Origin of the sequence: Yokenella regensburgei ATCC 49455 (assembly GCF_000735455.1) — a bacterium.
GTDB classification, from domain to species: domain Bacteria; phylum Pseudomonadota; class Gammaproteobacteria; order Enterobacterales; family Enterobacteriaceae; genus Yokenella; species Yokenella regensburgei.
In genome coordinates this window covers 1-12,731 of record NZ_JMPS01000009.1, presented here as the reverse complement: position 1 = coordinate 12,731, position 12,731 = coordinate 1, and the positions used below count along the sequence as shown (strand labels likewise).

Sequence of the window (12,731 nt, the reverse complement as noted above, 5' to 3'; positions counted from 1 at the left end):
CTCTGTTTAACCTTCGGTTTTCACCACTTTGATTTCGACCATGCCGATGCCTAACTTGCGTGGCGCGTGGCCAAGAATATTCCCTTCGTTAGTGAATTCCGGATCCGGAGGCGCGATGTGCAGCAGGTTGCTGCGCGCCGGATTCTCAAAATGCAGCGTGGTGGTCGAGAGTTCGTTGCTAAGTATTAGTAACTGCTCACTGTCTCCCACACGCACGGGGATAGGCTTATTGGCATTCGGACCCCAGGCTTTGGCAGTGATCACCAGGTCGAATTTCTCCGGCAGTGGCGCGTTATACTCAATCTTCACTTCATCATTCAGCTGAGCATTTGACCAGCGCCCCCATAGCTCCGGGCGCGAGATGCCGCTGAACTGTTTCACTTCTTCTGGCGCACCGGCGACGTTAAACAGGAAGCTGTCGGCCTTATAGCGAATATCGTTATCAACAATTTTCAGCGTATCAACGTTACCTTTATAGCGCGTCATATCGATGACGGTGTCCTTAAAGGCGGTTTTGCCTTTCCACAACGCTTTATCGACGTGCTGCACTTTTTGCTCACCGCCAAGCTGCCCCTGTGAAACACACCAGTCGGTAGAAAGCGCCACTTCGGGTGCCCATAGCTGACCCATTTTGTAGCAACGGTCAATCCAGACGAAGTTATCGCGCGGAGCAAAATCGGCCAACTGGAAGCGCAGCGGTGCCGAGTATTCGCTTTCCGGCAGCGGTTCAACGCGGGAATCGGACACCCGCAGCAGCAGCGGCAGGCGGAACTGGCTACCGGAGAAGGCAATCATGCCCTTGTTCGTATCGACGGTGAAATCCTTCATCTCTTTCGGGAAGTTCCACAGACGAATGACGTCTGGCTTCCACGCCAGCACTTTCTCTTTCATGTTGAGGAACACTTCCGAGAGGGATTCCGCCGACAGGCTGCTGCGCCCAAGGCCGATAAAGTTATCGCCGCCGAGAATATCCAGCACCGTCGCACCGTTATCCATGGTGCTGCGTTTCACGCCGGAAATCTCCTGCTGCGGCTGGTCGCCACGGATAATAAAGAACAGGTTGTTGCGATCCTGCTTGTTGAGCTGGTCCCAGGCGGTATTTTTCATCGCCAGATGGTCAGAAGAGACGACGATTACCGTGTTTTTGAAGTACGGCGAGGCTTTGATTTTTTCAATCAGCGCTGCGATATGTTCCTGGCTGCAGCTGACGGCGCTGAAGGACTGGTTGGCTTTACCGCCAATGTCGTAGCGCTTGCGCTTGCAGGTGCGCGAGATAAAACCGTCCGGGTGATGGGTATCTACCGTCAGCGCAAACAACGAGAAACGTTTCCCGGCCCGGGAAAGTTCTTCGAATTTTTTCCAGGTTTCATCCAGTACCGTATCGTCGTAGAAGCCCCAGTCGTTACGGTATTTCGGATCTTCTACCACGGTTTTTAGCTCTTCGGCCCCATACAAATAGTCAAAACCGTGGGATTTCAGGAACACGTCCTTTCCGGCAAAGCGCAGGTTGGCGCCCTGCACGAAATAGTTTTCATAGCCGGAATTTTTCAGAATATCGCCGAGGCAAATGTTTTGCGGGAAGAAGCTCGATACCGACGCCGAGGCGTTACCCTCGAACGGTGCAAATAGCGGGATGCCGCACTGTGAGGCGACCATTCCGGCAATGGTGTAGTCGGTACCCGGCAGCTGCATGGTATGGCTGAAATCGAGACTGTCGTCTTTCAGTTTGTTCAGCTCCGGGGCGAGGTCCGGAAACGCATTGTTATCGAAATAAGTGCGTTCGAGGCTCTCACCGTAGATATACACCAGATTAAGCTTGGGGTTCGGGATCGTCTTCGACGGTTCTTTGTAATAGACAGCGAAATCCGGGTCGCCTTCGCGTGACTGAGATTTCACCAGCTCACTAATCTGGCGAAATGCCGGGCTGGCGTCGACAGAGGCAAGCGCGAGCGCCAGCGCCAGTAGGCTGTAGCCAAAATGGTGCGGGTGATGGCGTCGGCGGCGCAGCACCCAACCCAGGGTGCCAAAGACCAGCACCAGAGCGGCTGCAATGCCAGCTCCTGGAAGTAGGTACTTACTAACACCGGCGCCGGTCAGACTGTTGGTGAGGGTATAGAGCACGGCATCATTGATACCGTCACCGGTGAAATAATCGCTGGCGTAGAGAGTGATGTTAAGAACAACAAACAGGCCCAGCACCGTCAGTGTGGCAATAAACCACCAACGGTTACGACCTGCTTTCAAAGCGTAAATCAGCACAGAGGCCAGAAAAAGCGCGATGGATAACAACTCTGACACAGCAAACCCTCGATAGCACCAGCCGCCGCTGGCCATTAAGCAACAATTTTTGAAGCCACACTGTAATGTCGTGTTCACTTCACTGCAATTGTACTGTCGCTTAAATGTGCAGTAATTCGGAGTTGGTTTAAAAAACGCATTTTTTGATCAAGCGGGTATCACACCTGGCGGGGCTTGAGCGGTGTAAGAGGGGATAAAACGGAACGAACACCGCGTTAAGGGCGCAGAGCGCGTAAACGCGGTGTTCTGTACATTACGAAAGGAAGCTGGCGCCCTGTTTCAGAACCATATCACAGGCCTTGGTCTTCACTTTTTCTGCCAGCGGCGAACTGCCGAGGCTGTTCAGGTCAAGCTGTTGGCCGTTCTGCGCGTTCAGCAGACCCTGGATACCATCAAGATAGTTGGTATCTTTCTTCTGTTCAGCGGCGCCCAGGCCCAGTTTATCCAGCACCTGGTTTTTCACGTTGTCGACGTTGGTGGCTGACGCCAGTTTTTGCTTCGCGCAGTACTGCAGAATACCCGCGGCGTTGTTCATGTTGTTGGCGCTCAGCGCCTGACCGTTGCCGTTCAGCAGGCTGGTCAGCGAAGAAAGCGACATACCACTCTGAGAAGTAGTGCCACTCTGCGCGGTGCTCTTGGTGAGCTCGTTGGCGGCGCTGTTGAGGGAATCCTGCCAGGAGGCGGCAAACGCGCCGGAAGAGAGCAATGCAGCGCCCGCAATAGCGCTGCAGATAAGACGTTGTACTGTATTCATAAGACCCAATCCCGTTAACTGTGAAGGTCGAAACCGCCACAGTATACCCCGGCAATGCGTCAGAAAGTTCTTAATACTCTTTACCGGTAACGCGCGGGCGGAAGCTCGGCCAGTCGAAGGTGACAAACAGGCTGTTGCCAAGGCGCATACGGTCCATCACGCGTTCGCCAAGCAGGCGGGTCATCTCCTGGGAGTTGTGGTTACTCAGCATACCGGTGGGGCGCTTTGAGGAGGAGCGACGATCGACAATCTGATTGATGATCACCTGCTCGTAGCGGGATTCGTTCTGCATCCCGATCTCATCAATGACCAGCAGATCAACGTTGCTGAGATCGCTCAGCAGCTGTTCTTCGCTGATTTCACGATTGCCGAATGTTCCTTTCATGGCAGACATGATATCGGCCACGGTAATGATCAATACCGACTTACCGCGCAGCAGCAGCTCGTTACAGATAGCGGCAGCGAGGTGGTTTTTACCGGTGCCTGGCTTACCGGAGAAGATAAAGCTTGAGATGCTGTCTTCAAACTCTTCAACATACTGGCGGGCGAGATGCAGCGCTTTGAGCTGTTCCTGACTCTCAACTACGTAGTTATCAAAGGAACAGTTCTGATGTAACGGGCGGATCCCGGAGCGGTTGAAGGTGCGCTGCATTTTCATCGCCCGGTTTTCACGTTCGATGGCCGCAGATCGCAGCTGGCCCTGTGCTTTCTGCCAGGCCAGTAGTTCTTCTCCCGTTTTAAACGCAGGTTCAATGTTTGCAGGCATCATTTTTTGCAAACGTTTCATGAGATCGCCGACGTTTTTCATTTTGCTCCTCGGAAGCCAAAGGGAATCGATTTATCGGGCTCTGACATCATGCTGTTATCGCGCGGTGGTTGTCCACCGTGGCTGGCGCGCCCCATCATTAAGCTACGAGCGAGTTTTTGCTGCCACTGGACGTGATGGAATACTTTCCCTTCCGCCTGCCAGTAGGTCACAAACGAGGCCAGCTCTTCGGCGGTGACCGGCGCATGGAGCGCGATGCCCCACAGGGCGGCAAGGCGCTGAAAATCTTCATCGGGACGCCAGTCGGGATACATTGCGAATTTCCCCATCGGCACCGAGACCGGTGTGGCAACCGTCGATTCTTCAAAAAACTGGTTATCCAGCGCGACGTCGCTGCCCGGGCGGGCGAGTTTCTCTTCCAGAGCCAGCAGCTGCGCCAGACGTTCCGGCGTGAGTGCGTAAAACGCAGGGGCATTGTTGGCAAAAACGGCCACAGCGCCGCTTTCGGCTCGCGACAGAATGGTGGCATGATCCTCCACCAGGGCGTCAATACCGATGACCTCGGAAGTTAAAATACGAGAAGACATAGCACTTTCTCAACACAGAATGACGACAGGAAAGACGCGGAAAGCCCGCGGGTATTCATGCCCCTATAGTAGCACAGGGTGAGCGGGAGAAGGGACATCCTCTCGGCGATGAGAGGATGTCGGGGAGCGGTTAGCTGATGATGTTCAGCGTGACGTCGATATTGCCGCGGGTCGCGTTAGAGTAGGGGCAAACGATGTGGGCGGCATCCACCAGTTTTTTCGCTTCGGCTTTGTCCATTCCTTCGAGATGAATATTCAGTTTGGCTTCGATCCCAAAGCCGGTTGGCAGCGGACCAATACCGACTTCCCCTTCAATAAAAGCGTCCTTCGGGATGGCGATTTTGTCGCGATTGGCGACAAATTTCATGGCACCCAGGAAGCAGGCGGAGTAGCCAGCGGCAAAGAGCTGTTCCGGGTTGGTAACGGCTCCGCCCATCCCGCCCATCTCTTTCGGCACGCCCAGTTTCACATCGAGAACGCCGTCAGAAGAGACCGCACGGCCATCGCGACCTCCCGTAGCTTTTGCTTTAGCGGTATAGACCACTTTTTCTAATGACATGTCATTTTCCTCATCATAAGTTGACCCTAACTTTGGTCATTGTGGCTGAAGTCATAACACTCAAGCATAGTCCGGAATCGACAATCAGACGCGCGGACGTTTGCGGTAAAGCCAGAGTCCTGGCACGGAAAGCCCCACCGACAGCGCCCCGACAATAGAAGACGCTTTAAGGAAATTACTGATAAGCAGCTCCATCAACTCCGGTGAAAAACCGAAGTGGCTGATTTTGACCGCCGAGACCATCGCGGTATACGCGGATATTCCAGGAAACATCGGGATCACCGCGGCGACGGTGAAGATTTTCGGATGCGCGAGATACCAGCGCGACCACTGGATCCCGATGCTGCCGACCAGCATTGAGGAGATAAACGTGGCCCATTCGATGTTGCATCCGGCGGTCATCATCACCATACGCGAGCTGTGGCCGATGGCTCCCAGCAGAGCACACCAGGGTAACGCGCGGGGCGGGACGTTAAACACCATGGCAAACCCGACGGCGGGAATAGCGGAAAGAAGAATGTCCTGGCCCAGAGCCAGAATAAAATCGATTACGCCCATCCCGGCAGCCCCCATAAGGTTAATGACATCACGACGCCAATACAGGTTGCGAGCGTTAACAGGCTGGCTATCGCCCAGCGGGCCAGCCCGGTGTTGATATGACCTTTGAACATATCAGCCACGGCGTTAATCAATGGAAAACCGGGTACCAGCAGGAGGACGCTGGCGGCCATTGCCACGGTAGAGGTGCTGGCAAACATGGGGAGACGCAGCATCAGACCGGAGATGGTCGTCGCCACAAAGGCGGTGATACAAAAGTTGAGCTGCGGATGTAACGAACGGTGTGTTAACACCTGGCGAATGTACATCGCGATAGTGCTGGCACAAAAGGTAATGAATGCGCCGTCCCAGCCACCTTTGTTCAGTTTACAAAAGCAGGCGCAGGACAGCCCAACCATCAACACGACCTGCCAGCGCGGATAACGCAGCGGGTGGATGTGCTGGAAACGTTTCTCAACGTCTTTGTAATCTAAAAGCTTATGCTCGGCCATGATCACGATATGCTGCACTTCAGTCACGACGTGCATATTGATGCCGCGATCGGCATTTTTCCGTGTTGAAGTCAGGCACTGACCGTCTTTGATGGTGGTCAGTACGATAGCATTCGATGAGATAGCGCTTTCCACGCTGTCCATACCCAACGCGATGCCGAGACGCGTTGAAAGCTCTTCCACCAGCGCGCTTTCTGCGCCGTGTTGGAGTAAAAACAGGCCACACTGAATACACAAACGGGTAATTTTCCGCTGAACGTCCTGATCTGCTGCCATGAATCGCCCTGCCAATAAACATCTGAAATCGCTGCTCAATACACTATTTGTACATGAAGCGCCGAGAGAGAGCTTCAGCCAGGATCAAACAAAGTGCAAAAAACGGGTTCTGCATCACGTTGCTGCTGCGCTGTTCAGGGGGGCATGCTGGTGGTTTAATTTTATCTAATTTTTGAAGTTATATTTTCTAATCCCGATGTGATTATTTTTCTCATTCCAATATGAGATATTTAACTCTCAATAAATGGCAATCATAACTTAATTGATGGCCAGTTCTTTTTATCACTCTATTTCAGATATTCAATTAAACATAATTGGTAAGAAAAGGAGATTTTATGCAAGCAGGATGCTGCAAAAATGGCATGATTATCAGTAAGTCACCGATCATTCAATTGGGACTTCACGGCATTATTAATCAACAGCTCCCTGATTACGAGATGGCGTATTGTCGTGCCCCTGACGAGCTGACGCTGCTGCAACTGCGTCGAACTGTACTGGTGGTGGCCGATCTTTCCGGTGATGTTCGCCAGGCCAGGACTATCTGCCAGCAGTATTATTCCATGATCATGCAATATCATGATATTCACTGGGTTTTCATGGTGTCGCGCGCGTTTTACCCTTTTGCGGTGGAGTTTTTACTCTGCCCTGAAAGTACATTGCTCTCCGACGCAGAGCCTGTTGAGCATCTGGTTGATGTCATTCGCAAGGGCGGAGCGAGTGAGCGGATAAGCTCGTCGTTGCTATGTCCATGGCAGGGAGGGCATAACGATAGCGATGTGGAAAAAGAGATGCTGACGTACTCCGAGCGGCAGGTACTTCGTTTGCTGGCTAAAGGCTGGTGTATTAATCAAATCGCTTCTCTGTTGAAGAAGAGCAACAAAACTGTCAGCGCGCAAAAGAACAGTGCGATGCGTCGGTTGTCGTTACGTGGCAATGCGGAAATGTACGCCTGGATTAACAGTGAGCAAGGGATGCAAGAGCTGAATCTGTTTTCAGCTTATGGGGAGCAAAATGAATGGAAAAAAACGCCACAATACGACATGTCGCCATTGTAGAGCGCTGTAGCCTGACCCTGGTGGGGCTGTGGCATTTGTTCAGGCAGGCAGAATACTCACGGTATGACGTACATTTCTTCCAGAATGTACGAGTACTGGAGGTTGCACTAGCACAGGCGCCTTTTGAGGCCGTGATCTATTCGCTGAGCGGGGAACGCGACCTGCGACAAGAGTGTCTGCTGTGCCTTAATAAGGTCTCTCATGCTTACCCCTCAATTAAAAGAGTGGTGCTGACTAATGACGTCAGAGAAGCTTCATTGATTCAGCATCTTTCACCTTCCCGGTTGCACGGTATTTTGAATAAAGCAGATTCCGTACCCAGTCTCAGTCAGCAACTGATGGCACTGCTCAATGAGACAGACAACGGCGGGCAAAACCCACTCAGCCAGTGGATGATGAACTCCAACGGCACTCTGAGCCCGACCGAGTTAGCCATCCTGCGCTATATGACTTACGGCTACTCAATGACGGATATTGCGGGCCATCTGGAACGTAATATCAAGACTATCAGGGCGCATAAATTCAATGCGATGACTAAGCTTGGTGTCAGTTCTGATATAGGCTTACTGACCGCTGCGGATATTTTGATGCATCTGGGAGCTGGGGGTGAACGACCAGGCCCCGGCGGGATCAGCTCTTATTAGGAAAGGAAAATGCCAGGACCAGGCCCGGCATTTTTGCTACAGGCACACGTCAATCCACGCGGCGTGGGTTAACTCCGCCATTTTCTCAGGCGAGATACGAACCGCGCTGTGGATCGCGCCAGCAGCGGGCAGTACTTCTTCATACGCTTTAAGCGAGATATCACAGTAAACCGTCAGTGGGTTCTCCAGGCCAAACGGGCATACGCCGCCGACCGGATGTCCCGTAATCGTGACCACTTCATCACTGCTGAGCATGCGGGCTTTTGCGCCGAATGTTGTCTTGAGTTTTTTGTTGTCCAGCCGGGCATCACCTTTAGCCACGACCAGAATCACCTGGTTTTTTACCTTCAGGGACAATGTCTTGGCAATTTGTCCCGGTGCTACACCATGAGCCTGTGCTGCCAGGGCAACGGTGGCGGTACTTTGGTTTAGCTCTATGATTTCTATTTCGGGAGCGTGTTCGGCGAAGAACTCCCGGACCGATTGCAGACTCATTGTTATCTCCAGATCAACATCCGGCACAATGTGTCATAAGCCGGTAGGGGCTGTAAATATCCCTTTTAATAATTCGATAACATGTCGATTTCTCGATCCTCTTCACATTCACTGCAACCGGTTACAGTAACCGGTTGCAGGCAGAGCAATGACGATGAATACTGCGTTGGTAACTTCCTCTGTATTCATAATAAAAGTGTGTATGGCCTGTCTGGAGGGCTGCTATGTCTACTAACCATGCCGCATTTAATTTGATCTTTCGCTTTGTTGAAAACTATGTCAGTCCCGTGGCCGGGCGTATTTCCTCGCAGCGCCACGTCATGGCGATCCGCGACGGCTTTATCTCCGCGATGCCATTCATGATTGTTGGATCGTTCTTACTGGTGTTTGCCTATCCCCCGTTTTCTCCGGACACGACGTGGGGCTTCGCGCGCGCATGGCTGGATCTGGCGAAGGAGTATGAAGGACGGATCCTGACGCCGTTTGATATGACGATGGGCATTATGTCTATCTATATCTGTGCGGCGATTGCCTATAACCTTGGCAAGCACTATGAGAAGAACCATCAGCTCGATCCCTTTATGTGCGCGATGCTGTCGATTATGGCCTTCCTGCTGGTCGCGGCACCGAAAACCAGCGGCGCGTTGCCGGTAGATAGCCTTGGCGGAACAGGGATCTTTACCGCCATTCTGGTGGCGCTCTACTGTGTGGAGATGATGCGCTTCCTGCGGGTCAGAAATATCGGTATTCGCCTGCCGGATCAGGTGCCGCCGATGATCAAAAACTCTTTCGACCTGCTGATCCCGGTGCTGGTGGTGGTATTAACGCTTTATCCGCTGAGCCTGCTTATCCAGAGCCAGTTTGGCATGCTTATTCCGCAGGCGATCATGGCTATCTTTAAACCGCTGGTGTCGGCGGCGGATTCGCTGCCCGCGATCCTGCTGGCGGTCCTGATTGGTCACCTGCTGTGGTTTGCGGGGATCCACGGGGCTGCTATTGTCTCGGGCATGCTGCAGATGTTCTGGCTGACAAATCTTGGGATGAACCAGACTGCGCTGGCGCAAGGGGCACCTTTACCCCATATCTTTATGGAGGCGTTCTGGACCTTTTTCATCGTCGTAGGCGGCTCCGGGGCGACCATGGGACTGGTGATTTGCTATCTGCGTAGTCGCTCGGTGCATTTACGCGCGATTGGCAAGTTAAGCGTGGTTCCCAGCATTTTCAACATCAACGAGCCGGTGATTTTCGGTACGCCGATAGTCATGAATCCGGTGTTCTTTATTCCGTTCCTGCTGGCCCCGATGGTAAATGCGGTGCTTGCCTGGGGAGTGATGAAGCTGGATCTGATTGGCCGGGTGATTTCCGTTGTTCCGTGGACCGCTCCGGCGCCGATTGGTGCCGCCTGGGCATTGGGCTGGGATTTCCGGGCCGCTATCCTGGTGGTGGTACTGGCCTGCGTATCCGCCATTATCTATTACCCGTTCTTTAAAGTGTACGAGAAGCAGCTGCTTGCCCAGGAAGCCGCCGAAGCTGAACGCGCTGAAGAAGAGAGCGAACAGGTGGCATAAACAAAAAACCCGATGCCATGGCATCGGGTTTATTTTAGTCGGCTGCAGATTACTTCAACGTGCAGTCACCACAGTGTTTGACGTCTGGCAGACGGTAGCGCTGGCAGCAGGTGCGTCGTACCAGCAGGCCGTCACGCGAGACAACGGTACGCCATAGCGGGTTGTCCTGGCCGTTGGAGAGCTGTTGTTCAAAGAAGCAGCGCTGGCGCAGTGTCTCTACGAGAGTATCTCCCAACAGCGACTTCATCTCTCCGAGGTACCAGTTAATCAGGTAGCCAGTGTTGTTCCAGATAAGCTTGGCATTGATTTCTCCGGTAGCTTCCAGTGCGCATACCACCGGCATCAGTGCGTTGGTTATCAGGCTTTCCAGACGGTCAGCGGCAGGAAGGTGCGTGGCAAAGCGATCCTGACGGACCTCTATCCAGAAGCAGGCCGCACGCCCGGTTTCATGGAACTCGACGTGAAAACGCTCTGGATTAACCTCAATCGCGATGTCTTCCGTCAATAATGCCAACAGCAGCGGTGGCACCAGCAGGCCAATATACCACTGCGCCCAGAGTGAAATGAGCGGCTTGCTCTCACGCACCTGGGTGGGATTATTGCGATAGATATGATCAGAGTAAATCGCTAAAAGTGAACGCAGTGCGTTGGGTTGAGTCCACTGCTCAAGCGTCATGGCCTGATGGGGAGGCGTTTCATTCAGCCGGAGAAAATCCAGCAGATGTGGGCGCAGGTTCTGGATCTTGTTCTGCACGGACGTAGCCAGCGCACTTTCCTTGTTCGGAAGCGGTGTGCGCCAGATGATGTCGTCAGCGATGATTGCAGAACGTAGTGCCATAGCGTATCTGGATACAAATCTAAATGATAATGATTGCTAATCCTAGCCATAGACAAAAACAATCGCAAGCCTTTTGTTGCGAGTTGGTGAGTCGGGGCACATACCCGACTCAGGTGGGAAGAGGGTGGTCGCTGGTGAGAATGTTGTTACGTCCAAGATGCTTGGCTTCATACAGTGCCTTATCGGCTTTTTCGAGCGCGCTTTCCAGGTCGTTTCCTTCGAGCGGCGCCACGCCGATGCTGACCGTCACATTGGTGGCGACACTTTCATTAAACATGTGTGGGATCTTGAGATCGTAAACCTGCTGACGAATACGTTCCGCCGCCTGTAGCGCGCTCTGTGCGTTACTGTTAGTGAGCAGAACCATAAACTCTTCACCGCCGTAGCGGGTCACAACATCACGTGAGCGCACTGCATTGCGGATGGCTGCGGAGACCTGGATCAGCGCTTTATCGCCCATCATATGACCATAGTGATCGTTATAGGCTTTGAAATGATCGATATCGAGCAGCAGAACCCAAATACCGGCGCTCTCCATAGCCAACAGCGCATCAAGCCGGTTATGTAGCCCGCGGCGGTTATACAATCCGGTGAGCGGATCGAGCATACTCAGATCGTTAAGCGTTTCACGCTCTTCCATCAGTTGGTACATCAACCCCTGCGCAAAACCATCGTTTCGCTTCTGGATCAGGTGTTGAATCGCAATCCCTATCATGGGGAGCACGAAACAGTAAGCCATCCGCGGCCACTGTTCGCCTCGGCTAACGACAAGACAAGTAATAACAATAGGTAATGAATGTAGGGTAAACGCAATAATATTATTAGAGAAAGCAATCGCGCCAATAAACAGCAACGTTAACAATGCGATGATCACATAGCTGCTATTGTCCTGATGGAGTTCCAGCGTTTTTACGCCAACATGCCACGCCCATAAACAACCAAATGTGAGAGAAATGAATGAGATATTTATTTTCTTTTGCGGAAATCTCCAGTGCCATAAAAATAACGCCGCCCCGCAAAGGGTGATGAGCACCACGGGTAGCATGCTGGCTGAGACGTTGTACAGCGGGTTCACCAGAGCGAACAGCGCTGAAAATAGATTAAGGAACAGAAATAACTGCAATGAAAGCTGATATTTCTTTGTGCGAAGCGATCGCCAGGATTGTGCCGTCATAATGGTAATTCGTTATTAATCTTAGGATTACAGAATACAAGTCGCCAAAATGAAAAAAACATGTGTCAAAGACAGACACGGAAATATCAGAATCAGGAATGTTATTGTTTTGCGCGGCACAATCTATCACCTTCATGAATGCAAGTCATTACCACCTGAGTAAAGTTAAATCAGCGTTTCCCGGCATACTGACAAATGATAAAATTTATCATATGATATTGGTTATCATTATCAATGAAAGAGATAAGATCATGTTGCAGCGCGCGTTAGGAAGTGGTTGGGGAGTGCTGTTTCCGGCAGTGGCCATTATCGTGCTTGGGTTTGCTGGCCTGTCGGTTGACGCCTGGCGCGGCATGATTGTCGCGGGGTTATTGCTGACGGCATTGATGATTTGGCATCGTCAACTGCGTCATTACGTGCTTCTGCCATCCTGCGTCGCGCTGATAAGCGGTATGGTGCTGATGATGATGAATTTGAAACTTATGGGATGAGAAGAGTACATCAGGAGTATTGCCGGGAAGTGAATAAGATAATTGGTGCGAGGGGGGGACTCGAACCCCACATCCTAAGGACACTAACACCTGAAGCTAGCGCGTCTACCAATTCCGCCACCTTCGCACAGTCATCTTATTTTTGATATCGTCCTCGTGGTGCGAGGGGGGACTCGG

At 52.3% G+C, this 12,731-nt stretch carries 14 protein-coding genes and 1 tRNA gene; 4 read left to right on the top strand and 11 right to left on the bottom strand.

Translation table 11 applies throughout. The features are described 5' to 3' along the window. Positions 1-6 precede the first annotated feature (6 nt). The 7 genes from opgB to GYRE_RS01170 all read right to left on the bottom strand — a co-directional run bounded on the left by opgB (position 7) and on the right by GYRE_RS01170 (position 6,289). Positions 7-2,298 (bottom strand): phosphatidylglycerol--membrane-oligosaccharide glycerophosphotransferase, encoded by a 2,292-nt coding sequence (gene opgB, locus GYRE_RS01200; RefSeq protein WP_038252582.1) that lies wholly within the window; start codon positions 2,296-2,298, stop codon positions 7-9. A 253-nt stretch (positions 2,299-2,551) separates the two neighbouring features. Further along, complete coding sequence (locus GYRE_RS01195; RefSeq protein ID WP_006817012.1) at positions 2,552-3,052, bottom strand: YjjA family protein; 501 nt, start codon at positions 3,050-3,052, stop codon at positions 2,552-2,554. Between the two features lie 70 nt (positions 3,053-3,122). After that, the gene (dnaC, locus tag GYRE_RS01190; protein ID WP_038252336.1) at positions 3,123-3,860 is read right to left on the bottom strand and encodes a replicative helicase loader DnaC; all 738 of its coding nucleotides are present in this window, start codon (positions 3,858-3,860) and stop codon (positions 3,123-3,125) included. Further along, positions 3,857-4,405, bottom strand: coding sequence for a primosomal protein DnaT (dnaT, locus tag GYRE_RS01185; RefSeq protein ID WP_038252333.1), 549 nt, complete (start codon positions 4,403-4,405; stop codon positions 3,857-3,859). The genes dnaC and dnaT overlap by 4 nt, the downstream gene beginning before the upstream one ends. Before the next feature lie 130 nt (positions 4,406-4,535). Next, entirely contained in the window at positions 4,536-4,964 is a 429-nt protein-coding gene (locus tag GYRE_RS01180) for an organic hydroperoxide resistance protein (RefSeq protein WP_006817015.1), read from the bottom strand. 84 nt (positions 4,965-5,048) lie between these two features. Next, positions 5,049-5,522: a threonine/serine exporter gene (locus GYRE_RS01175; RefSeq protein WP_038252331.1), complete on the bottom strand. Its 474-nt coding sequence runs from the start codon at positions 5,520-5,522 to the stop codon at positions 5,049-5,051. Then, positions 5,513-6,289, bottom strand: a complete 777-nt coding sequence (locus GYRE_RS01170) for a threonine/serine exporter family protein (protein ID WP_006817017.1) — start codon at positions 6,287-6,289, stop codon at positions 5,513-5,515. The genes GYRE_RS01175 and GYRE_RS01170 overlap by 10 nt, the downstream gene beginning before the upstream one ends. Positions 6,290-6,624: 335 nt before the next feature. Between GYRE_RS01170 and GYRE_RS01165 the strand changes: the two genes are divergently transcribed. After that, positions 6,625-7,344 carry a helix-turn-helix transcriptional regulator gene (locus GYRE_RS01165; protein WP_038252328.1) on the top strand — a complete coding sequence of 240 codons (720 nt, stop codon included), beginning with the start codon at positions 6,625-6,627 and terminating at the stop codon, positions 7,342-7,344. Further along, positions 7,305-7,988: a DNA-binding transcriptional activator BglJ gene (gene bglJ / locus GYRE_RS01160; RefSeq protein WP_050812332.1), complete on the top strand. Its 684-nt coding sequence runs from the start codon at positions 7,305-7,307 to the stop codon at positions 7,986-7,988. The genes GYRE_RS01165 and bglJ overlap by 40 nt, the downstream gene beginning before the upstream one ends. Before the next feature lie 36 nt (positions 7,989-8,024). On the opposite strand, the gene GYRE_RS01155 is transcribed toward bglJ, so the two are convergent. Further along, on the bottom strand, positions 8,025-8,483 hold the full coding sequence (locus GYRE_RS01155; RefSeq protein ID WP_038252325.1) for a YbaK/EbsC family protein: 459 nt from the start codon (positions 8,481-8,483) through the stop codon (positions 8,025-8,027). Positions 8,484-8,707: 224 nt separating this feature from the next. On the opposite strand from GYRE_RS01155, the gene GYRE_RS01150 reads away from it, so the two are divergent. Further along, positions 8,708-10,051: a PTS sugar transporter subunit IIC gene (locus GYRE_RS01150; RefSeq protein ID WP_038252324.1), complete on the top strand. Its 1,344-nt coding sequence runs from the start codon at positions 8,708-8,710 to the stop codon at positions 10,049-10,051. Positions 10,052-10,100: 49 nt separating this feature from the next. On the opposite strand, the gene fhuF is transcribed toward GYRE_RS01150, so the two are convergent. Further along, the gene (gene fhuF / locus GYRE_RS01145) at positions 10,101-10,889 is read right to left on the bottom strand and encodes a siderophore-iron reductase FhuF (protein ID WP_038252321.1); all 789 of its coding nucleotides are present in this window, start codon (positions 10,887-10,889) and stop codon (positions 10,101-10,103) included. A gap of 109 nt (positions 10,890-10,998) precedes the next feature. Continuing rightward, positions 10,999-12,063: a GGDEF domain-containing protein gene (locus GYRE_RS01140; protein WP_038252319.1), complete on the bottom strand. Its 1,065-nt coding sequence runs from the start codon at positions 12,061-12,063 to the stop codon at positions 10,999-11,001. A gap of 212 nt (positions 12,064-12,275) precedes the next feature. On the opposite strand from GYRE_RS01140, the gene GYRE_RS24350 reads away from it, so the two are divergent. Then, a complete protein-coding gene (locus tag GYRE_RS24350) occupies positions 12,276-12,554 on the top strand; it encodes a DUF1435 domain-containing protein (RefSeq protein WP_038252576.1) in 279 nt (92 codons plus the stop codon). Positions 12,555-12,597: 43 nt separating this feature from the next. Here GYRE_RS24350 and GYRE_RS01130 read toward each other — a convergent pair. Beyond that, positions 12,598-12,681, bottom strand: a tRNA-Leu gene (locus GYRE_RS01130). Between the last annotated feature and the right edge of the window lie 50 nt (positions 12,682-12,731).

What these genes read in the sequence shown, in the direction of transcription:
- GYRE_RS01195 (WP_006817012.1), bottom strand. Translation starts at nt 3,052, where the DNA reads ATGAATACAGTACAACGTCTTATCTGCAGCGCTATTGCGGGCGCTGCA.
- dnaC (WP_038252336.1), bottom strand. Translation starts at nt 3,860, where the DNA reads ATGAAAAACGTCGGCGATCTCATGAAACGTTTGCAAAAAATGATGCCT.
- dnaT (WP_038252333.1), bottom strand. Translation starts at nt 4,405, where the DNA reads ATGTCTTCTCGTATTTTAACTTCCGAGGTCATCGGTATTGACGCCCTG.
- GYRE_RS01180 (WP_006817015.1), bottom strand. Translation starts at nt 4,964, where the DNA reads ATGTCATTAGAAAAAGTGGTCTATACCGCTAAAGCAAAAGCTACGGGA.
- GYRE_RS01175 (WP_038252331.1), bottom strand. Translation starts at nt 5,522, where the DNA reads ATGGGCGTAATCGATTTTATTCTGGCTCTGGGCCAGGACATTCTTCTT.
- GYRE_RS01170 (WP_006817017.1), bottom strand. Translation starts at nt 6,289, where the DNA reads ATGGCAGCAGATCAGGACGTTCAGCGGAAAATTACCCGTTTGTGTATT.
- GYRE_RS01165 (WP_038252328.1), top strand. Translation starts at nt 6,625, where the DNA reads ATGCAAGCAGGATGCTGCAAAAATGGCATGATTATCAGTAAGTCACCG.
- bglJ (WP_050812332.1), top strand. Translation starts at nt 7,305, where the DNA reads ATGGAAAAAAACGCCACAATACGACATGTCGCCATTGTAGAGCGCTGT.
- GYRE_RS01155 (WP_038252325.1), bottom strand. Translation starts at nt 8,483, where the DNA reads ATGAGTCTGCAATCGGTCCGGGAGTTCTTCGCCGAACACGCTCCCGAA.
- GYRE_RS01150 (WP_038252324.1), top strand. Translation starts at nt 8,708, where the DNA reads ATGTCTACTAACCATGCCGCATTTAATTTGATCTTTCGCTTTGTTGAA.
- fhuF (WP_038252321.1), bottom strand. Translation starts at nt 10,889, where the DNA reads ATGGCACTACGTTCTGCAATCATCGCTGACGACATCATCTGGCGCACA.
- GYRE_RS01140 (WP_038252319.1), bottom strand. Translation starts at nt 12,063, where the DNA reads ATGACGGCACAATCCTGGCGATCGCTTCGCACAAAGAAATATCAGCTT.
- GYRE_RS24350 (WP_038252576.1), top strand. Translation starts at nt 12,276, where the DNA reads ATGATATTGGTTATCATTATCAATGAAAGAGATAAGATCATGTTGCAG.